Source organism: Cellulomonas sp. URHD0024, assembly GCF_000426185.1.
Taxonomy (GTDB): domain Bacteria; phylum Actinomycetota; class Actinomycetes; order Actinomycetales; family Cellulomonadaceae; genus Cellulomonas.
The window spans coordinates 1-22,537 of sequence record NZ_KE384506.1 but is presented as its reverse complement, the minus strand read 5'-3'; the positions used below and the strand labels follow the sequence as shown (position 1 = coordinate 22,537).

The following is a 22,537-nucleotide window of genomic DNA, read 5'->3' as shown; positions in this document are numbered from 1 at the left end:
CACTCCCTCTGGGGGGTGCGGGCTTCCTCGCGTCCAACACACCCCGCAACGTCCGCACTCCGTGGGCCTCTGGCACCCACGAGTGCGGACGTTGGCGGGGGTGGGAGTGGTGCGTCCGCGCTCCGTGGGGCTGTGGCACACACGAGTGCGGACGTTGGCGTGGGTGGAGATGGTGCGTCCGCACTCCGTGGGGCTGTGGCACCCACGAGTGCGGACGTTGGCGGTCAGGCGACGCCGAGGTAGGCCTGCTTGACGGCCGGGTCGGCGAGGAGCTCCTTGCCGCCGCCCGACAGGATGACCTCGCCGCTCTCGAGGATGTAGGCGCGGTCGGAGCGGGACAGGGCCTGCTGCGCGTTCTGCTCGACGAGCAGGACCGTGGTGCCGGCGGCGTTGATCTCGGTGATGATCCGGAAGATCTGCTGGATGACCAGCGGCGCGAGCCCCATCGACGGCTCGTCGAGCAGGAGCAGGCGCGGGCGGGCCATGAGGGCGCGGCCGATGGCGAGCATCTGCTGCTCACCGCCCGACAGGGTGCCGCCGACCTGCGACCGGCGCTCCTCGAGGCGCGGGAACAGCTCGAACACGCGTGCAACCGTGGCGTCGTGCTCGGCCTTGGTGTCGAACGTGCGGGCGTAGGCACCCATCTCGAGGTTCTCGATCACGGTCATCCCCGGGAAGACACCGCGACCCTCGGGCGCTTGCACGATCCCGGCGAGGACGCGCACGTGCGCCTTCATCTTGGTGATGTCCTGACCGTCGAACCAGATCGACCCGGTGGACAGAGGGCGGATTCCGGAGACCGCGCGCATCGTGGTGGTCTTGCCGGCACCGTTGGCGCCGATGAGCGTGACCAGCTCCCCCTCCTCGACGGTCAACGAGATCCCGCGGACCGCCTCGATCCGCCCGTAGGCGACGGTCAGGTCCTTCAGCTCAAGCAGTGGCATCGTCGGGAACCCCCAGGTAGGCGGCGATGACGGCCGGGTCCGCGGAGACCTCCGCGGGCAGGCCGTCGGCGATCTTGCGGCCGAACTCCAGGACGACGACCCGGTCGGTCACGCCCATCACCAGTCGCATGTCGTGCTCGATGAGCAGGACGGTGAAGCCGTCGTCGCGGATCTTGCGGATCAGGTCCATGAGCTGCTGCTTCTCGGCGGGGTTGAACCCGGCGGCGGGCTCGTCGAGGCAGAGCAGCTTCGGCTCGGTGGCCAGCGCGCGGGCGATCTCGAGCCGACGCTGGTCGCCGTACGGGAGGTTGCGGGCCTGCTGGGTGGCACGCTTGCCGATTCCGACGAACTCGAGCAGCGCCATCGCGCGCTCGAGCGCGTCTCGCTCCTCGGCACGGTGCCGACGACTGCGGAAGAGTGCCCCGGGGACGGAGGTCTTGTGTCGGGCGTCCGTCCCGACCACCACGTTCTCCAGGGCCGTCATGTCGCTGAACAGCCGGATGTTCTGGAACGTGCGGGCGATGCCGAGCCGGGTGATCTGGTTGCGCTTGATCGAGCCGATGGTCTGCCCGTCGAAGACGACGCTCCCGGAGGTGGGCCGGTAGATCCCGGTCATCGTGTTGAAGCACGTGGTCTTGCCGGCGCCGTTCGGTCCGATCAGGCCGAGGATCTCTCCGCGTCGGATGTCGAACGAGACGCCGTCGAGGGCGGTCAGGCCGCCGAACTGCACGGTGACCTCGTTCATCGAGAGCAGCGACTGGCCGACCTCGGTCCGGATGGCGCGCTCGGAGGCGACCATCTCGGCGACCTTGTCGGGATCGGCGAGGTCGGGGTTCACGTCCGCGACGTCGACCGACACGGCGATCTCCACCTCGCCGTCGGGCAGGTAGATCTCGTTCAGGTCCGCGCGGGTCGTGATCACGTCGTCGGGAGCCCGGAACTGCTCTTCGTCCTCCGAGCCCGCACCCATGCCTCCGGGAATGCTCATCGGGCGCCTCCCTCGGTGTCGTCGGACGACGACGACACAGCAGCCGGGACCGGGGTCTTCGCGGCGAGCGCCGCCGCCGCGAGGTAGGCGCGCCGCGAGGCGACGTAGACCTGACGCCCGTACGCGAGGAGCTTCTGGCGTGCCGGGAACAACCCTTGAGGTCGGAAGATCATCAGCACCATGAGGGCGATCCCGAAGAACAGGTACTTGTAGTTGGCGATCTCGTCACCGTTGATCGGGATCCCGAACAGCTGCGTCCGCCCGAGGAAGAAGTTGGGCAGGTAGACGATGATGAACGCGCCGGCGATCACACCGAGCTTGTTGCCCTGACCGCCGAGCACGACCGCGCACAGGAACAGCATCGAGTTGATGACGTTGAACGTCGACGGGACCACGAACTGGACCTGGCCGGCGTAGAGCGCCCCGGACAGGCCACCGATGGACGCGCCGATCACGAACGCCCACAGCTTGAACTTGAAGGTGGGCACACCCATGATCTCGGCGGCGTCCTCGTCCTCGCGGATGGCCACCCACGACCTGCCGACGCGGGACCGCTCGAGATTTCCGACGAACACCAGCGTGACGATGATGAGCACCATCGACAGCCAGAACCAGAACGCCCCGGAGTTGAGCGGTGCCAGGGTGTTGCCGGCCGAGAAGACCCCGTTGGGTCGCTCTTCGCTGACGCCGGCGACGGGGTAGGCGATCTGCGAGAGGCCGCGGCCGCCGCCGGTCAGCCCGGTGAGGTTGTCCGCAAGGAGCCGCACGATCTCGCCGAACCCGAGGGTGACGATGGCCAGGTAGTCGCCGCGCAGCCGCAGGGTCGGTGACCCGAGCAGGAGGCCGGACAGGGCGGTCACCGCGATCGCGACCGGTACCGCGAACAACCAGGCCCAGTTCCTCGAGAGCCAGTCGTCGGTGAGGTTCCACGGGCTGTCGGGGCTGGTCAGCAGGCCGACGGTGTAGGCGCCGATGGCATAGAAGCCGACATAGCCGAGGTCCAGGAGACCTGTCTGGCCGACGACGACGTTGAGCCCGATCGCGAGGAGTGCGTACATCCCGAACTGCGCGAGAACGCCGCCGAAGTCGGTGCCCACCGTCGTGATGACCGGCAGCTGCAGCACAGGAAGGAGCGCGATGAAAATGACGATCGGAGAGCCGACGAGCCACTGCATCGGGCGCGGTAGGGCGTCCCACCACAGGCGCAGCCGGTCGCCCAGGCCGAGGTGCAGGCCGTCGTAAGCCGTGGTGCTCGTCGGGATGTCGGTGCTCATACTCGTGCCCTCCCCAGGGACTCACCCAGGATGCCCGTAGGCCGGAACATGAGCACCAGCACCAGCAGGACGAAGGCGACGACGTCGCGCCACTCGGTGCCGAAGACCGCCTGCCCGTAGAGCTCCATGACGCCGAGCAGCAGACCACCGAGCAGGGCACCGCGCAGATTGCCGATACCGCCGAGGACTGCCGCGCTGAACGCCTTGATGCCGAGGATGAAGCCCCCGGAGTAGATGATCCCGCTGGGCACGCGCAGCGTGTAGAGCAGCGCCGCCGCGCCGGCGAGGACGCCGCCGATGAGGAACGTGAGCATGATGACGCGCTCGCGGGACACGCCCATGAGGGTTGCCGTCACGGGGTCCTGTGCGACGGCGCGGATGCCGCGGCCGAACTTCGTCGCGTTGATGAAGCGGTCGGTGGCGAAGGCCAGGACCAGGGCCGAGAGGATGATGACGATCTCGATGTTGGTCACCGTGGCCCCGAAGACGCTGAAGACGTCGACGGGCTCGACCAGCCGGATCGGCTGCTGTGCGTTGACGCCGCCGAGCTTGCCGTTGGTCAGCTTCGGGAGCACGAAGTGCACGAACTCCTGGATGACGAACGAGGCGCCGATGGCGGTGATGAGGAAGACGAGCGAGGGTGCGCCACGCTTGCGCAGCGGCCGGTAGGCGACGCGCTCGAGCCCGACGGCCGAGGTGCCGGCCACGATCATGCCGCCGATCAGGGCGATGCCGAGATACATGATCGTGAGCGGGATGCCCTCGTTGTACGCGTTGCCGCTCGGCGTGAAGCCGAGCAGCAGGAGCGTGCCGTACACCCCGAACATGCCGAGCATGAAGATCTCGGAGTGCGCGAAGTTGATGAGCCGCAACACTCCGTACACGAGGGTGTAGCCGACGGCGACCAGGGCGTAGATGGAGCCGTAGGTCAGGCCGTCGATGGTCAGTGCCCAGAAGTTCCGAGCGAGGGCGCCCAGGTCGAACCCGATCATCGGATCGGTCAGAACCTGCGCGCCTGGCAGCAGGACAGAACTCATGCGGCTCCTTGTGCGGGGTGCGGCGACAGTACGGCACGACGGCCGGGTCCCAGCGGACCCGGCCGTCGTGTGCGCGCTACTTGACCTGGTAGATCCAGATCAGGGCCGAGGCGAGCTCGCCGGTCGACTCCCACTTGTAGTGACGGGCCAGGCCGTCACCGTCGTAGTTCTTGACCCAGTCGATCAGGCCGGCACGGTCCTTCACGCCTGAGTCGATGCCCAGGAGCATGATCGTGGCCAGGTCGTAGGCCTCGACCGAGTACACGCCCGGGGCCGTGCTGAACTTCGCCTGGTAGTCCGTCGCGAACTGGTCCGGCGCGGGGCCGCACGGGCAGGACAGGTAGGCGTCCTTGGCGGCGTTTCCGGCCTGCTTGACGAACTGCGGGTCGTTGGTGCCGTCGGCCGAGACGAAGGCAGCCGTGACGCCACTCTCCTTGAGCTGCGACGCGAACGGCGCGCCCTCGGCGTAGTAGCCGGCGTAGAACACGGCGTCCGGCTCGGCGTCCTTGACCTGCTGGACCGCGGCGTCGAACTGCTTGTCACCGGTCTTCACCTTGGCGTTGCAGCTGGAGTCGGCTGCGTCACCGAGGCCTGACGTGATCTGCTCGGCAAGGCCCACGCCGTAGTCGGAGTCGTCCTGGACGACGCAGACCTTCTCGTACTTGAGCGTGTTGACCATGTACGCCGCGACCGACGGGCCCTGGACCGCGTCGTTGGCCAGACCTCGGAAGAAGTTGGTCCAACCGTTCTTCGTCAGGTCGGGGTTCGTCGCCGAGGCCGTCAGGGACAGCAGGCCGGCCTGGTTGAACACCGGGCCGACGGCCTTCGTCTCGCCAGAGAACGCCGGGCCGAGCAGGCCGATGATGGACGCGTCGCCGACGATCGTCGGCGCCACCTGCGTGGCCTTCTGCGGGTCACCCTCCGTGTCGAACTGCTTGATGGCCACCTGGCAGTCGGGCGCCGCGGCGTTGTGCGCGTCGATCGCGAGGGTGGCGCCGTTGAGGATGTTGATGCCGAGAGCGGCGTTCGGGCCCGTCAGGGCACCGGCCATCGCGATGGTCACAGGGTCGCACTTCGCGCTGGCGTCACCGGCCGGGTTGGCGGGAGTGCCGCTGTTGTCGACCTTGACCTCCGCACCCTTGTTGTCGATCTGGACGAGCGGCTGGATGGACAGCGCCGCCGTACCGCCGGTCGAGGATGCGCTGGAGCCCGTGTCGTCCGAGGACTTGGACGAGCACCCGGCGACGGCGAGGCCGACGACCAGGACGAGCGCAGTTCCCGCGAGGCGCGGAGTCGATCTACGCATGTGTGATACCTCCGTGGATATACGTGGCCACCCGTGCGGGCGAGCCGCTTCCCGACGGTGCCGGGCTGAACGCAACGTAAGCCCGTGGGGTTACCGGGGCGTTTCAATTCCCTCGAAAACCCGGTTTCAGATCGAGAACGCGCAGGTCACAGAACGGTCACGGCGCGGCTGATCATCGGCGCGGTGGGGTCGACGGCGTCGTGAACCCCGCCGCGGGCAGTCTTGCGCGTTGTCGACCAGGGCGCCACCGGCAGGCTGCAGATACGTGTCAGGCGCCGGTGATCATCCAGCGAGTGCCGCGGGCGCGCAGGCCGGTGGTGACGGCTCGGGCGAGCATGAAGACGCCCGCGAACGCGGCCCACAGCCACGTCAGGCCCGCGTCGTCGTGCTGGACTGCCAGCGCGCAGGGGACGTAGACGAGGAAGGTCCCGATACCGGCCCAGGCGAGGAAGCGCCCGTCGCCGGCGCCGATCAGGACCCCGTCGAGCACGAACGTCCAGCCGGCCATGGGCATCGTGACGCCCGCGACGACGAGCGCGGCAGCCGCGGTGTGCTGGACGCTGTCCGACGACGTGAACAGCGGGACGTAGAGCCATGCGAGCCCACCGAGCACGAGCCCGAGCAGGGCGCCGGCGCCCACGCCCCACTGCAGGGTCCGACGCAGGAGGGCGCGCACCAGAGGCACGTCGGTGGCGCCGAGGGCATGGCCGACGAGGGCCTGCGCGGCGATGGCGAGCGCGTCGAGCGCGAAGGCCGCAAGGCCCCAGACGGCGCTGACCACCTGGTGCGCCGCGAGAGGAACGGGGCCGAGGCTCGTCGCGACGACGACCGTGAGCAGGATGGCCAGGCGCAGCGACAGGGTGCGCACGAGCAGCGGCGTGCCGGCGCGTGCGTTGGCCAGGATGCCGCCGGCTGCCGGTCGCAGAGCCGCGCCCACCTGCCGGGCGCCGCGCACGACGACGACGCTCAGCGCGATGCCCATCGCGACCTGGGCGACCGCTGTCCCGAGCCCCGAACCGGCGATGCCCATCCCGACGCCGTAGACGAGCAGGATGTTGAGGATCGCGTTGCCCAACGCTCCGAGGCTGGCGACGACGAGCGGGGTGCGCGTGTCGAGGAGACCGCGCAGGGCACCGGTCGAGGCGAGCACGAGGAGCATCCCGGGCAGGCCGGGTGCCGACCATCGCAGGTACGTCACGGCCTGTGTCGCGACCTCGTCGGAGGCACCCAGGGTCCCGACGAGCCACGGCGCCGCGAGCCAGGTGCCGACGGCCAGCACCGCGCCGAGGCCGAGCGCCAGCCACATGCCGTCGACGCCGAGCTGCAGCGCGCCGGTGCGGTCACCGCTGCCCAGGCGGCGTGCGACGGCCGCGGTCGTGGCGTACGCGAGGAAGACGCACAGGCCGATGACCGTGATGAGGATGGTCGAGGCGAGCGCGAGACCGGCGAGCGGCGCGGTGCCCAGGTGGCCGACGACGGCCGAGTCGACCAGCACGAACAGCGGTTCGGCGACGAGTGCACCGAGCGCGGGAACGGCGAGGACCAGTATCTGCCTGTCCACGCCCAGGGGTGTGTGTCCGACAGGTGAAATCCCGGCCAACCTTTCCTCGATCCACAGGAAGAACTCAGCGTTTATGCCGGTCCAGGCGCCGTACCGTGGCGAAACCACGTCGTCGTCCACACCTCTGTCCACGGTCTGTGGGCAACTCGCCAATGTTATCCACAGGCCATCGACAGCTTTCGGCGGCCGTCCACAGCACGCCGCACAGGGTCCGGAGACTGCGTTTGGACGTGCGCCCAATCCCGCCTACCGTCCAAGTGCGAGACGTTCTGTGGGCCTCGCGCGGGCGAGTGTCACACCCCCAGAGTACATATGTTCGAACGATGACGATGGGGAAGCGATGACGATCGAAGAGCTCGAGTACGGCGCGCCGGCCGGCTCGAACCGGGGTGGCGGCGGCTACGACCGGACCCCGCCGCAGGACCTCGACGCCGAGCGCTCGGTGCTCGGCGGAATGATGATCTCCAAGGACGCGATCGCCGACGTCGTCGAGCAGATCCGCGGCACCGACTTCTACCGCCCCGCGCACGAGGTGGTCTACGACGCGATCCTCGACCTCTACGGCCGCGGCGAGCCCGCTGACGCGATCACCGTCGCCGACGAGCTGACCAAGCGCGGCGAGATCGGTCGCATCGGCGGGGCGCCCTACCTGCACACGCTGATCTCGTCGGTCCCGACCGCCGCGAACGCCGGCTACTACGCGCGGATCGTGCGCGAGCGGTCCGTGCTGCGCAAGCTCGTCGAGGCCGGTACGCGCATCGTGCAGCTCGGCTACGGGACCGACGGCGGCGACGTCGACGAGATCGTGAACAACGCGCAGGCCGAGGTCTACGCCGTCACCGAGCGGCGCTCGTCGGAGGACTACCTGATCCTCGGCGACATCATCGGTGGCACGGTCGACGAGATCGAGGCCGCGGGTCACCGCGGCGAGGGCATGATCGGCGTGCCGACGGGCTTCTCTGACCTGGACCGGTTGACCAACGGACTGCACCCCGGGCAGATGATCGTCTTGGCGGCTCGCCCCGCCATCGGCAAGGCGCTCGCGCTCGACACGCCGCTGCCGACGCCGACCGGCTGGACGACGATGGGGTCGGTCCAGGTGGGTGACCTGCTGATCGCCTCCGACGGCACCCCGACCCGCGTTGTCGCCGCGACCGGTGTGATGACCGGGCGGCCGACGTACCGCGTGACGTTCGACGACGGCACCGAGATCGTCGCTGACGCCTGGCACGAGTGGGAGACGAGCACGCGCGCCGAGCGCCGCGGCATCTCCGGACCGGTCTCCGGCATCCGCACCACGGAGGAGATCCACGCGACGGCCCGCTGCGACACTGCCGACGGCCGTGCGAACCACTCGATCACCACTGCGCGCCCACTGGATCTGCAGGCGGCAAGGCTGCCGATCGATCCCTACGCGCTAGGCGTCTGGCTCGGTGACGGGCATTCCGCCTCCGCGCGATTCACGAGCGCGGACCCGGAGATCGCGATGATGATCGAAGGCCGTGGTCTGGTCGCTCTCGACATGGGCGCGGCCGGTGCCGGGCCGGCGCGGCTCTATCAGATTCAGCTTCCCGTCGATCCCGTCCCTGAGCGCTCATGCGAGGTGTGTCGCACGGCGTTGGTGCCCCGCCGGTCCCAGGTCCGCACCTGCGGTCGCTCCTGCGGGGGCAAGGTCAAGACGCTCTCGGCTCCGGTAGCCGTGCCGACCTGCCCGGAGTGCCGTGTCGCGACGACCGGCCTCCTGCGGTGCCAGGCCTGCCACGACGCGAACGGCACGGTGCACGGCCGGCTCCGGACCCTGGGGGCGCTCGGCGCCAAGCACATCCCGGCGTCGTACCTGCGGGCGTCCGAGGCCCAGCGCCGGGACCTGCTTGCCGGACTGCTCGACACGGACGGCACCGTGAACCCGACCGGGAGCGTGCAGATCTCGCTCACCAACCGACGCCTCGCAGAGGACGTCCGGGAGCTCGTGCACTCGCTCGGCTATCGCACCGGCTGGTCGACGAGGCCGGTCAACGGCCGCTCTGCGGACTCGTCGACGGCTTTCATGCTCACCTTCACGACCGATGACGACGTCTTCGCCCTGGAGCGCAAGCGCCTGGTCCACAAGGAGCGTCGCCGTCCCTCGACCGCTCGGCTGACGCAGCGCTTCATCGTGTCGGTCGAGCCCATCGAGAGCGTTCCCGTGCGGTGCGTGCAGATCGATCACGAGTCGCACCTGTACCTCGCGAGCCGCTCGATGATCCCGACGCACAACTCGACCATGGGCATCGACATCGCCCGGTCGGCGTCGATCAAGCACAACATGACGTCCGTCGTGTTCTCGCTCGAGATGAGCCGCAACGAGATCACCATGCGCCTGCTCTCCGCCGAGGCACGCGTGCACCTGCAGAAGCTGCGCAACGGTCAGATGGGCGAGGACGACTGGGCCAAGATCGCCGCGACCATGGGCAAGATCTCCGAGGCGCCGCTCTTCATCGACGACTCACCGAACATGTCCCTGATGGAGATCCGCGCCAAGTGCCGGCGCCTCAAGCAGCGCCACGACCTCAAGCTCGTCGTCATCGACTATCTGCAGCTGATGTCGTCGGGCAAGCGCGTCGAGTCCCGTCAGCAGGAGGTCTCCGAGTTCTCCCGAGCCCTCAAGCTGCTGGCCAAGGAGCTCGAGGTCCCGGTCATCGCCATCAGCCAGCTGAACCGTGGCGCCGAGCAGCGCACGGACAAGCGCCCGCAGATGAGCGACCTGCGTGAGTCGGGCTCGATCGAGCAGGACGCCGACATCGTCATCCTGCTCCACCGCGAGGACGCCTACGAGAAGGAGTCCCCTCGCGCCGGCGAGGCCGACGTCATCGTCGCCAAGCACCGAAACGGGCCGACCGACACGCTGGTCGTCGCGTTCCAGGGGCACTACTCGCGTTTTGTGGACATGCAGGCCTGACGACCCGCCGATTGCCGAGATGCAGGCTGATGCAACTGCAACTGAGATGCAGGTGCTGTCGAGATGCAGGGTTCTTTTTCTGAACGAGCGTCCTAGTTTAACTACCCGATGTGTCCGATTCGATGGCTTGGGGGACATACCACCACCGCTGTCATATGCCGGATACAACGACCGCCCGTGCCGTGCTACGACCCCGCCGCCGCACCCGCGCTGGTCTCACCGCCGCCTCGTCGTTCGCGTCGCTTGCCACCAGCTCTTGTCCCGATTCCCGGGCGGTGCGTTGCCTGCGGAGGTGTCGGTGCAGCCACTCAAAGTCCACCGGTACGGAGATCCGGCCGCCGGCCCGGTCCTGCTGGTGCATGGGTGACCGAGGCGGGGACGGCCTGGCCGCACCTGGTGAGCCACTGGGGTGGTCGGTGGGACTTGCACGCGCCCGATCTGCGAGGTCATGGACTCTCGCCGCGCATGACCGAGGACGAGCTGGTGGACGCTTCCGCGGTCCTCCTCAGCGACGTCGTCGCCATCGTCGATGCGCTGAGCGAGCCGGTTGCGCTTGAAGAGCTCCTCCCACGCGGCATCGCCGAGCGACAGGCCTCGTCGGACGTACTGGCGGTCGACGGCTGGCTTGCAGGCCGCCCAGGCTTCTACCTCGCTCCGGCTCCACGTCGTCTGGGCCAGCATCAGCTCCACACGCTCGGGGTGGCGGTCCATGTCGCTCATGGAGTCGATGAAGGCGTCGTTCGCCGCGACGAACTCCTGGCCGAGGCCGCCGCCAGCGGGCCTGGCAGGGTCCTCAAGCACCAAGGCCCACACCTTCTCCGGGCGCGCCAACGCCGTACGAAGCGCCACGAGACCACCGAGCGAGTGCCCCACCAACAAGTCCTACTCCGGTGACGACGACTGCGGCGGGAACGTCATCAAGGTGCCGTTCACACCGACCGGCTGGGGCGACAACGACGGGTGCCCGGCCATTGGCGTCTACATCACGCCGGGCTCCGCATCGAACTGGCTGGTCCGGCACTCCGCGGTCAACACGTGCCTTCTGAAGTGGTACGTCACGGCGGCTGGCGCGGACGAGCCCAACGGCATCTACGAGAACGACGTGACAGCCACGGGAACACTGTCGATCGCGGCGCACCCTGGCAGTTGCACGCGCACCAGCGGCTCGGCCGGCCCCATGGGACCGCTGGTCTGGTAGCGCACGACAGCAGAAGGGCCCCCGGAAATCCGGGGGCCCTTCTGCGTGAGTCGGGGACTATCGGTTGACCACGATGAGGATGTACTCGGCGCGGTCGAGCGTGCGGCCGTCGACAACCTTCGGAGCGTCGAGCGCCGCCTGAGCCGACGGGTACGGCTCGGTCTCGTTGTAGCCGCCGTGCGCGAGGTCGCGGTAGCTGCCGTGCTCGCTCATGCCGAACACCTTCCACTTGTAGCCGCCCTCAGTCGGCGAGACCGACACGGCGTACTTGTTGTTCGCCACCACGTAGTCGCCGCCGCCAGGGCCGGCAACAAAGCCAGCCTCGGCGGCCGGCGCCTGGCCGGGGGTGTCGGTGCCGATGCGGACCGGCGCCTCCGGGGTGCCCTGGATGAGGGTGCCGTTGATGACCTGCGAGAACTCGTCCGCGACGGGTGCGGCCGGGGTCTCCACGACCGGGGCCGCGGTCTCGACGGGAGCCGCTGCGGCAGGCTTGCTGGTCGGATGATCGGCCGAGATGTCCGAACCTGGGCTGCATGCGGTGAGCGTGAGGCCGAGCGCGATGGTGGCGGTGATGCTGAGAAACTTGGACACCCTGGTCGGATCGGCTGCCGGCGGGTCGGTCTTGACCGTCGTCAGACCCGACTGGGCCACAGGACTCACCCCGGGACGAGGTTGGGGTGCTCCATCGGTCCGGACTCTGATCGACCGCGCGCGCCCGACTCCCGGTGGTCAAAGTACGACGCTCAGCTTCGGTCAACCTGTCCTGCATCTCGACACGTGCCGAGGTGACGCGCGCGAGGCCTCGCTGAGAGGCGGCCTCGAATCGCCCGTCCGCCACATTCAACGTAGGGCTTTGTGCCGAGAGATTGGGGGGACATACCGCGCGGGGCGCGGCGTGAGCAGGCTGCCGCTGCCGCTGCCGCGGACGCCGCCCAGCAGCTGTGAGCTATTTATCCAACCGCCACGACGATCTCGTACGCGGAGGCGTCGGGCTGGGCCGTGACCCACGCCTGGGTTGTAGCCAGCGTTTGGTCGAGCGACGCCGAGACGCTCGCTGCGCCGAGCTCGGTGTTCTGGTCGAACGAGTAAGCCGAGTACAGCATTGTCGTCTCCTCGGCGTCGGGGTCGATCATGCCCTCGTGGGCGAAGACCACGATGACCTTGCGGCCCGTGGTCTCCGTTGCGCTCGCCGCGGCCTCGTGGGCGGACGAGTACAGGGAGGTTGAGCCGGGCGACGTGCGCAGGACCTCGATGACCGGTGCTGCGATGTCTGCCTTGATTACCTCGGGCAGTGGCTGGGTCGGGTCGAAGGCAATGAGGCCGTCCGTGGACATCGGGAAGACCTGCAGGCCGGCAGCCTTGGCTGCGTCCGACTCGGCGACGGTCGTGAGGAACTGGCCAGCGGTCGGGGCGGGGGCCGGGGCCTCGGCTGCTGGCTGGGTCGACTGAGGGTTCAGAGTGGTGTGGGCTGGGCTGCATGCGGTGAGCGTGAGGCCGAGCGCGATGGTGGCGGTGATGCTGAGGACCTTGGACACCTTGGTCGGATCGGCTGCCGGTCGGTCGGTCTTGACCGTCGTCGGCCCCGGCTGGGTCACAGGAGCAACCCGGGGAGGAAGGCATGCGCGCAGTGGGCCACGGACTTTGACCGGTGGCCTGTGCCGGTGGAGGGACCCGCGAGCGGCTTCGTACTTTGACCAGTCCCGGCAACGCCCGATGGCTGAACTGGTCGTCGACGTCGCTGCTCATTGACGTGTGCCCTCACCGCAGGTGTGACCTTCCCCGAGTGTCCCGTGAGCGAACTGCACCCGCAACGCCCCTGCCGGCGAGCTCGAGGCGGGAACGAGCCACCGCCGGAGGGTCGATACGCGATGTTGCGTATCGCGAACCGGGACATCACCCAGCGACGATGCGTCGAGTGGTCGGCCGCGACGGGCCGGGCGACCACCCCGTGTCCCGGCCCGTCGTTCAGCATCCGGAGGACTCAGCATGAGCGTGCCGAATAAGGTCAAGGGGATCGCCGACCTGATCGAACCGACGAAGGTGAAGGGGTCCACCGGCAGCCTGGTGAACCTGGTGAACAACGAGGGCCTGGTCGAGCACCTCGCCCACTACGTACCCATCGCCGGGGTCGGCGTGACGATGCTGGTGGCGGCGGTCTACGTCGTGCGGCCCCGGTTGGGTGGGACTCGCATCCGCTGACCTCACCGGCGTCGGCGTTCACCGACCGATCACCGACCGGGCCGCTATGCCCGTCCGTCGGGCTGGCACCGACAGGTGCGCGTCGTGGTCGTGGTGGCTCTGTGTCAGCGACCGTGGCACCACTCGCCCTAGCTGAGCGGGTGGTTAGGTCAGGCAAGCTTCTGACGATCGGCAGCGTCGAAGGAGCGCAGGTCTTGGAATCGGCCCTGCTGCACCTTGAGGACCCACTCGGGGTCGCTGAGCAGTGCTCGCCCGACAGCGACGAGATCGAACTGCCCATCGTTGAACTGATCTAGCAACTGATCCAGCGGCACCGTGCGGGCGCGGCCTCCGGTGGTGTAGGCAGTCATGAGGTCGCCGTCGAGCCCCACCCCTCCGACGGTGATCGTGGGTTTGGCGGTGATCTTCCTGACCCAGCCAGCCAAGCCGAGGGGTGAGCCCGGGAGGGCAGGCTCGAAGTGCCGTCGGGTGGAGGCGTGGAAGACGTCCACTCCGGCGGCGAGCAGGGGTGTCAGGAGTGCTTCCAGCTCGTGGGGCGTTTGCGCCAGGCGGGCGTGGTAGTCACCAGCCTTCCAGTTCGAGAGACGGAAGATGATGGGGAACGTAGCGCTGGTAGCGGCTCGGCAGGCAGCGACGACTTCGGCGGCGAAGCGCGCTCGGGCAGCGGGTCCACCGCCGTAGAGGTCGGTGCGGAGGTTGGTGCCCGACCAGAGGAACTGGTCGAGGAGGTAGCCATGCGCTCCATGCAGCTCGATGCCATCAAAGCCCAGGCGCTGCGCATCGGCGGCGGCTCGGGCGTAGGAGGCGATGACCTCGTCGATGTCAACGACCGACATGGCCTGGGAGTCGGTCAGACCCGGGTAGCTGCCCGAGGGGCTGATTGAGCCCGTTTCCGGGTGGGGGCCGCTGCCGGGGGGGCGCTGGGCGCCGCGGTGCCATAGCTGCGGCACGATCCGGCCGCCGGCGGCATGTACCGCCTGCGCCACCTCCCGCCACGCCTGCAGGGCCTGCGTGCCGTAGAACTGCGGCACATCCGTCCTGTCGCCGGCGGCCGCGTGGTCGATGAAGGTCCCCTCGGTGACGATGAGCCCGACGTGACCTGCGGCGCGACGGGCGTAGTAGGCGGCTACGTCCGCACCCGGGATGCCTCCCGGGGAGAACTCGCGCGTCATCGGAGCCATCACGAAGCGGTTGGGTAGCTGCAGGCTTCCCAGCTGGAAGGGCGTGAACAGCGGCGCGACGTCAACGGTCACAGCGGCACTCCTTGGATCAATAGATCGCGATAATCTAATATAACAGGAAATCGCGATATGCTCTGCCCATGGTCGATCTCGACACTTCACTGATCTTCAAGGCGCTGGCGCACCCGGTGCGCCGACAGATCCTCACCTGGCTGCGTAGTCGGGAGGGGTTCGAGCCCCAGGAGCATCCCGACTCGGCTGTGTATGGGATCTGTCTCAGCAGCATCCAGCACCGTGCGGGCACATCTCAGTCGATGACCTCGCAGCACATGGCCGCCCTCGAACGCGCTGACCTGGTGAGGAGCCACCGCTTGGGACAGTGGACGCACTACCGTCGCAACGAGGAAGTGCTGCAGCGCTTCGCAGCCCACGTCGCCAAGGATCTGTAGCAGCCTCCGCTGCCGCGCCGTGATGACGTACTCGGCAGAATCCCGCGCCGCGGTCGCCTCCACGAGGGTGTCACCCCCGAGGGTCCGTACTTTGACCGGGGCTCGCCGCCGCGCGTCGCCGGTCAAGGTACGCCGCTCCAGCGCGTTCAATCTGTGATGCATCTCGACACCGATGCATTACCCACGGCGCTGCCGAACGGGGTTGGCGAGATCCTCTGTCGAGATGCGGCCTACTTTGAACTTCGCACCTGAAACTTAAGTGGGGAGTCCTCACAGAAGGTCACCGGAGTAGAGGTACCCAGCGGCTCCCCCTCCTCGGAGAGGATCCCGGCGTCTGTCGGCTCAGTTGGCGACGACGACCTCATAGTTCGTGGCGTCCGGCTGGCCGGAGATCCACGTCTGCGTGAAAGCGATCGCCGCGTCACGCGATGTCGACACCGAGCCGCCACCGAGGTCCGAGTCTCCACCGGCGCCGTACGCCGAGTAGTACATGGCCGCCTCGCCGCCGGGAGTCAGCGAGGCCAAGGCGCCATAGATGACGATGACGTTCTTGCCGAGTGCCGTGGAGGCGTTGTCGCTCGCGCTGGCGACCGCCTGCCACACTGCCTCCGTCGCGCCGCCCTCGGACTGGGTAACAGCCTGAACGACTGGCGCCGTGATGTCAGCCTTGATGGCGTCCGGGAGCGGCTGCGTCTTGTCGAACACGATGCCACCCGTCGTCAGCGGGTAGAACCCGAGACCGGCAGCCTTCGCTGCATTGACCTGGTCCATCGTCGTGATGGTGTCGCCAGGCTTCGGGACCGCAACCGCGGCGGGCGTGGTCGCGACAATGGTCGGCTCCGCCGCCACGGGCGTGCCTGATCCGGAGCACGCGCTGAGCGTGAACCCGAGGGCGAGGACGATGCTGGCGACGAGCGCCTTGTTCATGAAGTCTCCTCGTCCGGTCTGTGGTGGGGTTGGCCATCGGTCAGCGGGATGCCCGCCGAGCAGCCGGGCCAGCAGGGACGCGCCGACGACGAACACGCCGACGGTCCTCATCTGAGAATCACAACCGTTCCTACGGCCACGGCGATCGGCTCCGAAGTTTCCTCAACGCGGCTTGGTGCTGGCTTGCCCGACGGCGTAACGCTCGTCTGCGCCGTGGAGCTGAGCGCGGCGGGGGCGGAGCACGCGGTCAGACTGAGGCTGAGAGCACGTGCCAGGGTCATGCGGGTACGCGTCGTCATCGTCCGTTCGTATCGGCTCACCAGCACTCGAACTAGAGACGCCGGGGTGAGTGTGGCGCATCGCACTCGCGCTGTTCTCGAGTCGGTCGGCCCTCTACTTTGACCGCATCCGGGGTCATCGCCTCGTACAGGCAAGTCCACCGTTCCGCTTCAGCCAATCTGTGGCGCATCTCGACACTGCTCGCCGACTGTGGAGATGCAAGACACTTGGACTATCCGGGCCGCCTAGTTCAACTACCCGATATGTCCTGATTTCAGATCGGCCGGCGCTCCGGCGCTCGCCTCCTCTGCGATCGCTGTCGGACCAGCCGCGGCTCCACCCTGTGGCCCGAGAGCTACACGAACTGGGCGGCGGTCACGCGTGCCTACCGCACGATGTCCAGTTGCCCGACCGCCCCTCTGTCGAGATGCGCGATTCTTTGACTACACGCCCTCGATAGTCCGACTCCCGAGTCGTTCGGTTTGAGCCACGCTTTCCTCACGTGGCAGTCAGCTCAGGGCGCGTCGACGTTCGTCCCGCCCGCCGGCCGCGAGATTCTCACGATCTCGACTATCGCGTCCCCCTGCCCGTCGACGCGCTCGCCCTTTCGTCACCCCACAGGGGCGCCGCGGTCCCGACTGGCGCCGACTCGCGGCCGGAGGGAAGTGGGGCAACACGGCCTCACGACGAAGGGACGGCCCCGTGCGTGGCTGTTGTGAACGCGGAGCGCCACGCTGGCGCCTCGAACGGATCAGCGTAGAAGCGGGTCTCGTGAACGATCGCGTCCGTCTCGATCTCGATCAGGGTGATCACCCAGGACTGCTTCCCATCGGGGTAGGTCAGAAGTGCCTGCCCGGTCCAGTTGTCGCCGGAGCCAAAGATCCCGCGATCCTCGATCGTCGGGCCGCCGGCGGGGTAGTTGGCTTGCATGGCGGCGACGCCGCGCCGGTCGAAACGCTCGCCGCTCTGCGGCCAATACATCTCGTACCGATCCGCGCGGAGGTTGTCGAGCGCCTGCACGTCGTGCGCCTGAGAGGCCGCGAGGTAGGTCGCTACGACGGGCGGCACCGAGAGTGTGGACATGAGCGCGTCTCCTTCTCGTGTTCAGTACAGCGATACTGTACTGAATACAGTGTTACCGTACTGACATGCAGGACGTCAACCCCCGGGGCAAGACCCTTGGTCTACGAGAGCGGCAGAAGCAGGCAACTATCGACGGGATCCTCGACGCTGCCCGAGTCCTGTTCCGGGAGTCCGGGTTCGTCGGGGTCACCATCCAGGGAATCGCCGACCGCGCCGGCGTGTCGCCCGAAACGGTCTACCAGCGGTTCGGCAGCAAGCTCGGCGTCCTGGATGCCCTGATTCGACGGACGGTGCGGACCGACGGTGACGAGTTCGGCACCGGCATCCCCGCGCTTGTCGAGGCAATGGTCAACGAGGCGGATCCACGGGCCCAGATCGACCGTTGGGCCGCGCTGGGCAGGCAGGTCAACGAGGATGCCTGGGACCTGTTCGATGTCGCCCGCGCGGCGGCCGCCTCCGACGCAGCCTCGGCGGCCCGCTGGGACACTGAGCAGCAATGGCGGTACGCGGCCCAGCAACGTCTCGCTCGTTCCCTCGCATCCAGGGCAGCCCTGCGCCCCGACGTGACGGAAGGGGTTGCTGCCGACCTGCTGTGGACCTGGTGCGGGCACGATATGTACCGGCTCCTTGTGATCGAACGCGGGTGGACGCCCGACGACTACGAGGAATGGCTCCGACGCATGTCCCGGAGCATGCTCCTCGACGACCACTCGGGCTCGCTACTGAGCTGATCGGGATGTCGACTTCATCAGGGCCAACCACACCCGCAAGCGGTGGCCGGCGAGGCGTTCTCGAGCTGACCAGAGATCGTGGCGGGCTCTCCTGATGGAACCCGCCGCGGCGCAGGAACGATCGCGATTCGCGCCCGGAACTCCAACATCCTGGAGCTGTAGATCGACCCGATCGCCTGCGGTCCACCGGACCGAACCGGCCTTGGCAAGTCGGGGGTCAGGTTTCGCGTCGACACGGTGCGCTGCGTGAGCGTCGTTTCTGCCAAACCGCGTCGCGCTCTTGACCGGCTGTCCCCCGACGAATAGGTTCGGGCCCAACCGTTAGGGGTATCGGATGCGGGCAACGGTCGCAGCAGGCGGGCAGGCGTCGCACGGGATCCAGCTCGGCGTGGTGCAAGAGGTGCTGCTCGCCCTGCTGGCACGGGAGCCGTCGCACGGCTACCAGCTGCGAGCGGGCCTGCAGCTCGCGTTGGGGCCGCTGGCCGACGCCCTCAAGGAGGGTCAGGTCTACGTCACCCTCACGCGCCTGGAGCGAGCCGGTCTGGTCAGCTCCGAGCGCGTCGGTCAGGCCAACCAGTCCGAGCGCAAGGTCTACGACCTCACACCCGCCGGCCAGCAGCGGGTCGTCGACTGGCTCGCCGACACGACCTGGCCCAAGCCGGCTCCGGCCGAGTTCCATCTCAAGCTGGTCGCCGCTGCGGCCGCCGGCCTGGCGGACCCGCGGCGCATCGTCGACGCGCAGCGGAACGTGGTGCTTACCGAGCTGGTCGTGGTGCAACGGGCGGCCCTCTCCGAGCCGCCCCTCTCCGTGGCCGGCCTGCTGCTGGAGGGCGTCGTGCTCCGTCTGCAAGCGGACCTTCACTGGCTGGAGGCCTGCGCCCGCTTCTGGGCCGAACCGGCGGCCCCAAACCGAGCAACGTCCAGGGAGGACGGCCATGAGCGAAGTGCTGCGCGCCCGCGACCTGCGGATGACGTACGGGCGTGACACGGGAACGGTGCACGCGCTGGAAGGCGTGGACCTGGACGTCGAACGTGGCGAGACGGTGGCCATCATGGGCCCGAGCGGGTGCGGGAAGTCGACGCTCCTGCAGCTGCTGGGCGGGCTGCAGCGCTCCACCCGCGGACAGGTGTGGGTGGACGGGCGGCAGATCGACGCCCTCAACGAGCGCGCCCTCTCACGGATGCGGCAGCGGGCGATCGGGTTCGTGTTCCAGGCGTTCCACCTGCTGGAGGAGCTGACCGCCGTCGAGAACGTCGAGCTGCCGGCCCTTCTCGCCGGCCGGTCGCCGTCCGCGGCCCGCCACCGGGCTGCCGAGCTGCTGGACCAGGTCGGGCTGGCCGAGCATGCCGGGCGGCTACCCGTGTCGCTCTCGGGCGGGGAGCGGCAGCGCGTGGCGATCGCCCGTGCGCTGAGCAACGACCCCTTGGTCGTGCTCGCCGACGAGCCCACCGGGAACCTGGACAGCGTCGCCACGTCGGAGGTGCTGCGGCTGCTCGACGGCCTGCGCGCGGCGGGTCAGACCCAGGTGATCGTCACGCACGACGCGCGGGTCGCCGCGACCGCCGACCGGCTGATCTCGATGCGCGACGGCGTGTTCGTCGAGGAGACACGGCTGGATCGAGGCCCGAGCGGGCCACTGAGCGAGCTCGCCGGTCTGGAGGGTTGAGATGGGCAAGGCCGTGCTCGTCCTCCGGCTGGCGGTCCGTGACCTGCGGCGGCGACCCGGGCACGCGGCGCTGCTGCTGGTCGCGATCGCGGCGGCCACCACCACGCTCAGCCTCGGGCTCGTGCTGCGCGGGGCCGCCGAGCAGCCGTACCAGAGCACACGGGCGGTGACCGCGGGACCGGACGTCGTACTGTCGCTGGCACCGCAGCCCGGGAGCACCGTCGATCCGTCCTCCCTGAGCGAGCACCTCACCGCACCTGGGGTGACGGCATCGAGCGGGCCCTTCCCGTACACCCAGCGGGTGGTGAGCATCGGCGGCCTCTCGGTGCACACGTGGCTGCAGGGCCGGGACTCCGACGTGGCGAAGGTCGACCGGCCGGTGCTGTTGACCGGGGAGTGGACGAGGCCGGGCGGCGTGGTCGTGGAGGCCGGGCTGGCCAAGGCGATCGGCGCGGAGGTCGGTGACGCGGTGGACATCGGCGGCCGCCCGTTCACGGTGACGGGAACCGCGGTCACCGCGGCCGCCGAGCCGTACCCGAAGGCAGCCTTCGCGCCCTTCTTCTCCGGCGCGGCCAGGCCTCCGCTGCCCACCGGGGGTATCGATCGGGGGCCTGTGCACGGTGCCCCACCGGCCGACGGCTTCCAGCTTGTCCCGACGGGCCTGATGTGGTTGACCGAGGCCGACACCCGCACAGTGGCGGAGCCGAGCATGCTCGCCTACGTGCTCAGCCTCAAGCTGGCCCACCCCGACGGTGCACCGGCCTTCGCCGCCGCGCGCAGCACGGTCACCGAGCGGACCGTCCTGGCTGCGGAGACCTGGCAGGACGTCGAGGCCAGCGACGGCTGGGCGCTCTCGAAGAAGCAGTTCTCGCTGATGCTGGGAAGCTCGCTCCTCGTGCTCGTCGCCGTCGCCAGCATCACGGTGCTGGTCGGGGGCCGCATGGCCGACCAGGTGCACCGGGCCGGTCTGCTCAAGGCGGTCGGCGCGACCCCCGCGCTCGTCGCCGTGGTCCTCCTCGCCGAGCATCTCGCGATCGCGCTGCTGGCCAGCGGGCTAGGGCTGGCCGCCGCGCGGCTCCTGGATCCGGTGCTCTCCGACCCGGGAGCCGGTCTGCTGGGCGGGGCCGGTCAGGCATCGTTCACGCCGGGCATCGTCGCTGTGGTGGTCGGGGTTGCGCTGAGCATCGCTGCATTGGCGACCTTCGTCCCCGCGGCCCGCGCCGCCCGGATCAGCACCACCCAGGCGTTGGCCCGCACCGTGCGGCCACCGCGGCGCAGCTCCTGGCTCATCACGCTCTCGGCCCGTATGCCCGTTCCCCTGCTGCTCGGGCTGCGGATCGCTGCGCGCCGGCCGCGCCGCACCTGGCTGGGAGTGTTCGCGGTGGCAACGGCGATCACCGGGATCGTGGCGTCGCTGGCCGCCCGGGCCAGTCGATTGGCGGAGTCGGCGCCTGGCCTCGACCCCAGGCTGGCGATGACACAAGGGCTGCTCGTGATCAGCGTGATGCTGGCGGTGCAGGCGACGGTCAACATGATCTGCGTGGCGTGGGCCACCATTCTGGACACCCGGCGGTCGGCCGCACTTTCTCGTGCGCTCGGAGCGACGCCGGGCCAGGTCAGCGGCGGCCTGTCCGTGGCCCAGCTGCTGCCGGCGCTCGGCGGTGCGTTGATCGGGGTCGCCTGCGGGCTGGGCCTCGCGCAGGTCCTCGACGACGACCCACTGGCGGTACCGCCGTACTGGCAGCTGGCCGCGGTCGTGCTCGGCACCGCGTTGATCGTCGTGATCTGCACCGCGATCCCCGCCCGGCTCGGCGCGACCCGGTCGGCCGGGGAGCTGCTGCACGCCGCCTGAACCGCTTCGTTGGGCGGCCCGCGCGAGGACCTTTGCGGCACTGGCGGCATCGATCGGATCATCGCGACCGACGTAGGGCGCGACGAGCGCCTCATCTGCGTGCCCCGGTAATGACACTCGCCTTCGCGATGGGCTTGAGGCTCTGCTGCGGCTGGGAGACAAACCTTGACCGCAGCGGTTCCGTGAGCGAGCACCGCGCTGGTGCAGCGACTGGGCCGCCTGTTCCGGGACGGAGTACGCGCTCAACGGTGCGGCGAAGCGGTGCACCGCTGGTCGACGAGGCGCTAGCCCTCTGCTGATCCCGCGCTCACGCCGTCGCCCGTGTCTCCTTGCACGCCCGGAACACTGACCGGACGGGCAAGGCGGCGTCGGCAGTGGCAAGTTCGACCATGGCGTCAGACACGCCGCAGGGCTCACGCGTCGCATGAGCAGACGAAGTTGCGCTCGAGCACCTCGTCGCCCTCCTCGGGGCGTGCCCACGCCTCGGCCTCCGCGCGGTCGGCGAACGTGCGCGGCGCGAGCCGGCCGTTCGCCATGCGCACCACTGTCTCGGTCTGCTCGCGGGGGTCGGTGCCCGTGGATGTCATCGAGGTCTCGTCGTCTGTCGGGGGTGACACGCCCGGGTGGGGCTGATTCCGCCCGGGCGCCGGGCGGTCAGGCGGCGCGCTGGAGCCCGACCCGGGGGAAGTCGACCGGAACGGCCAGGGCGACGTTGACGTAGTTGGTGAACAGGTTGAGCGCGACCTGCGCGATCGTCTCGACGATCTGCTCGTCGTCGAACCCCTGGTCGCGGACGGCCTGGACGTCGTCGGCGGTGATGTGCCCGCGCTCGTCGGCCACGAGCAGGGCGAACCGCAGCAGCGCGGCGGTGCGGGGGTCGTCGGACTCGCCGCCCTGCGCGGCGGCCATGGCTTCGCGTGAGA

At 69.0% G+C, this 22,537-nt stretch carries 22 protein-coding genes; 9 read left to right on the top strand and 13 right to left on the bottom strand.

Features of this window, described 5'->3' with window-relative positions; all coding sequences use genetic code 11:
- Positions 1-224: 224 nt before the first annotated feature.
- The 6 genes from I847_RS0119755 to I847_RS0119730 form a co-directional block, all read right to left on the bottom strand.
- A complete protein-coding gene (locus tag I847_RS0119755; RefSeq protein WP_369751771.1) occupies positions 225-938 on the bottom strand; it encodes an ABC transporter ATP-binding protein in 714 nt (237 codons plus the stop codon).
- Complete coding sequence (locus tag I847_RS0119750; RefSeq protein ID WP_081681183.1) at positions 931-1,932, bottom strand: ABC transporter ATP-binding protein; 1,002 nt, start codon at positions 1,930-1,932, stop codon at positions 931-933. Before I847_RS0119750 ends, I847_RS0119755 begins: the two co-directional genes overlap by 8 nt.
- Complete coding sequence (locus tag I847_RS24980) at positions 1,929-3,206, bottom strand: branched-chain amino acid ABC transporter permease (protein ID WP_081681182.1); 1,278 nt, start codon at positions 3,204-3,206, stop codon at positions 1,929-1,931. Before I847_RS24980 ends, I847_RS0119750 begins: the two co-directional genes overlap by 4 nt.
- Entirely contained in the window at positions 3,203-4,243 is a 1,041-nt protein-coding gene (locus I847_RS0119740; RefSeq protein ID WP_051275113.1) for a branched-chain amino acid ABC transporter permease, read from the bottom strand. The genes I847_RS24980 and I847_RS0119740 overlap by 4 nt, the downstream gene beginning before the upstream one ends.
- Before the next feature lie 76 nt (positions 4,244-4,319).
- The gene (locus I847_RS0119735; RefSeq protein WP_028051079.1) at positions 4,320-5,549 is read right to left on the bottom strand and encodes a branched-chain amino acid ABC transporter substrate-binding protein; all 1,230 of its coding nucleotides are present in this window, start codon (positions 5,547-5,549) and stop codon (positions 4,320-4,322) included.
- Positions 5,550-5,817: 268 nt separating this feature from the next.
- Entirely contained in the window at positions 5,818-7,167 is a 1,350-nt protein-coding gene (locus tag I847_RS0119730) for an MATE family efflux transporter (RefSeq protein WP_051275148.1), read from the bottom strand.
- Positions 7,168-7,450: 283 nt separating this feature from the next.
- Between I847_RS0119730 and dnaB the strand changes: the two genes are divergently transcribed.
- From dnaB to I847_RS0119715, 3 genes are all read left to right on the top strand, one after another.
- Positions 7,451-10,048 (top strand): replicative DNA helicase, encoded by a 2,598-nt coding sequence (dnaB, locus tag I847_RS0119725; protein ID WP_028051077.1) that lies wholly within the window; start codon positions 7,451-7,453, stop codon positions 10,046-10,048.
- Positions 10,049-10,513: 465 nt separating this feature from the next.
- Positions 10,514-10,942, top strand: a complete 429-nt coding sequence (locus I847_RS27635; protein ID WP_155856242.1) for a hypothetical protein — start codon at positions 10,514-10,516, stop codon at positions 10,940-10,942.
- A 28-nt stretch (positions 10,943-10,970) separates the two neighbouring features.
- Positions 10,971-11,246, top strand: a complete 276-nt coding sequence (locus I847_RS0119715; RefSeq protein WP_028051076.1) for a hypothetical protein — start codon at positions 10,971-10,973, stop codon at positions 11,244-11,246.
- 57 nt (positions 11,247-11,303) lie between these two features.
- Here the strand turns inward: I847_RS0119715 and I847_RS0119710 are convergent, their stop codons facing one another.
- Positions 11,304-11,906: a hypothetical protein gene (locus I847_RS0119710; RefSeq protein ID WP_155856241.1), complete on the bottom strand. Its 603-nt coding sequence runs from the start codon at positions 11,904-11,906 to the stop codon at positions 11,304-11,306.
- Positions 11,907-12,196: 290 nt separating this feature from the next.
- Positions 12,197-12,841, bottom strand: coding sequence for a hypothetical protein (locus I847_RS0119705; protein ID WP_028051074.1), 645 nt, complete (start codon positions 12,839-12,841; stop codon positions 12,197-12,199).
- 391 nt (positions 12,842-13,232) lie between these two features.
- Between I847_RS0119705 and I847_RS0119700 the strand changes: the two genes are divergently transcribed.
- Positions 13,233-13,445 carry a hypothetical protein gene (locus I847_RS0119700; RefSeq protein WP_028051073.1) on the top strand — a complete coding sequence of 71 codons (213 nt, stop codon included), beginning with the start codon at positions 13,233-13,235 and terminating at the stop codon, positions 13,443-13,445.
- 149 nt (positions 13,446-13,594) lie between these two features.
- Here the strand turns inward: I847_RS0119700 and I847_RS0119695 are convergent, their stop codons facing one another.
- Positions 13,595-14,698, bottom strand: a complete 1,104-nt coding sequence (locus I847_RS0119695) for an NADH:flavin oxidoreductase (protein ID WP_196804634.1) — start codon at positions 14,696-14,698, stop codon at positions 13,595-13,597.
- A 68-nt stretch (positions 14,699-14,766) separates the two neighbouring features.
- On the opposite strand from I847_RS0119695, the gene I847_RS0119690 reads away from it, so the two are divergent.
- Positions 14,767-15,075: a helix-turn-helix transcriptional regulator gene (locus I847_RS0119690; RefSeq protein WP_034611424.1), complete on the top strand. Its 309-nt coding sequence runs from the start codon at positions 14,767-14,769 to the stop codon at positions 15,073-15,075.
- Between the two features lie 342 nt (positions 15,076-15,417).
- Here I847_RS0119690 and I847_RS0119685 read toward each other — a convergent pair whose 3' ends face one another.
- Both I847_RS0119685 and I847_RS0119680 read right to left on the bottom strand, forming a co-directional pair.
- A complete protein-coding gene (locus I847_RS0119685; RefSeq protein WP_028051071.1) occupies positions 15,418-16,113 on the bottom strand; it encodes a hypothetical protein in 696 nt (231 codons plus the stop codon).
- A gap of 849 nt (positions 16,114-16,962) precedes the next feature.
- Complete coding sequence (locus I847_RS0119680; RefSeq protein WP_028051070.1) at positions 16,963-17,364, bottom strand: hypothetical protein; 402 nt, start codon at positions 17,362-17,364, stop codon at positions 16,963-16,965.
- Positions 17,365-17,429: 65 nt separating this feature from the next.
- Here I847_RS0119680 and I847_RS0119675 point away from each other — a divergent pair, with 65 nt between their 5' ends.
- From I847_RS0119675 to I847_RS24965, 4 genes are all read left to right on the top strand, one after another.
- A complete protein-coding gene (locus I847_RS0119675; protein ID WP_028051069.1) occupies positions 17,430-18,095 on the top strand; it encodes a TetR/AcrR family transcriptional regulator in 666 nt (221 codons plus the stop codon).
- A gap of 334 nt (positions 18,096-18,429) precedes the next feature.
- On the top strand, positions 18,430-19,080 hold the full coding sequence (locus I847_RS24970) for a PadR family transcriptional regulator (protein WP_196804633.1): 651 nt from the start codon (positions 18,430-18,432) through the stop codon (positions 19,078-19,080).
- Positions 19,031-19,762: an ABC transporter ATP-binding protein gene (locus I847_RS0119665; protein WP_034611330.1), complete on the top strand. Its 732-nt coding sequence runs from the start codon at positions 19,031-19,033 to the stop codon at positions 19,760-19,762. Before I847_RS24970 ends, I847_RS0119665 begins: the two co-directional genes overlap by 50 nt.
- Position 19,763: 1 nt before the next feature.
- Positions 19,764-21,614 (top strand): FtsX-like permease family protein, encoded by a 1,851-nt coding sequence (locus tag I847_RS24965; protein ID WP_034611326.1) that lies wholly within the window; start codon positions 19,764-19,766, stop codon positions 21,612-21,614.
- Between the two features lie 413 nt (positions 21,615-22,027).
- Here I847_RS24965 and I847_RS27240 read toward each other — a convergent pair whose 3' ends face one another.
- A complete protein-coding gene (locus tag I847_RS27240; protein ID WP_196804632.1) occupies positions 22,028-22,201 on the bottom strand; it encodes a hypothetical protein in 174 nt (57 codons plus the stop codon).
- 67 nt (positions 22,202-22,268) lie between these two features.
- Positions 22,269-22,537 (bottom strand): hypothetical protein (locus tag I847_RS0119650; protein WP_028051067.1); only part of this gene is annotated, 269 nt, incomplete at its 5' end.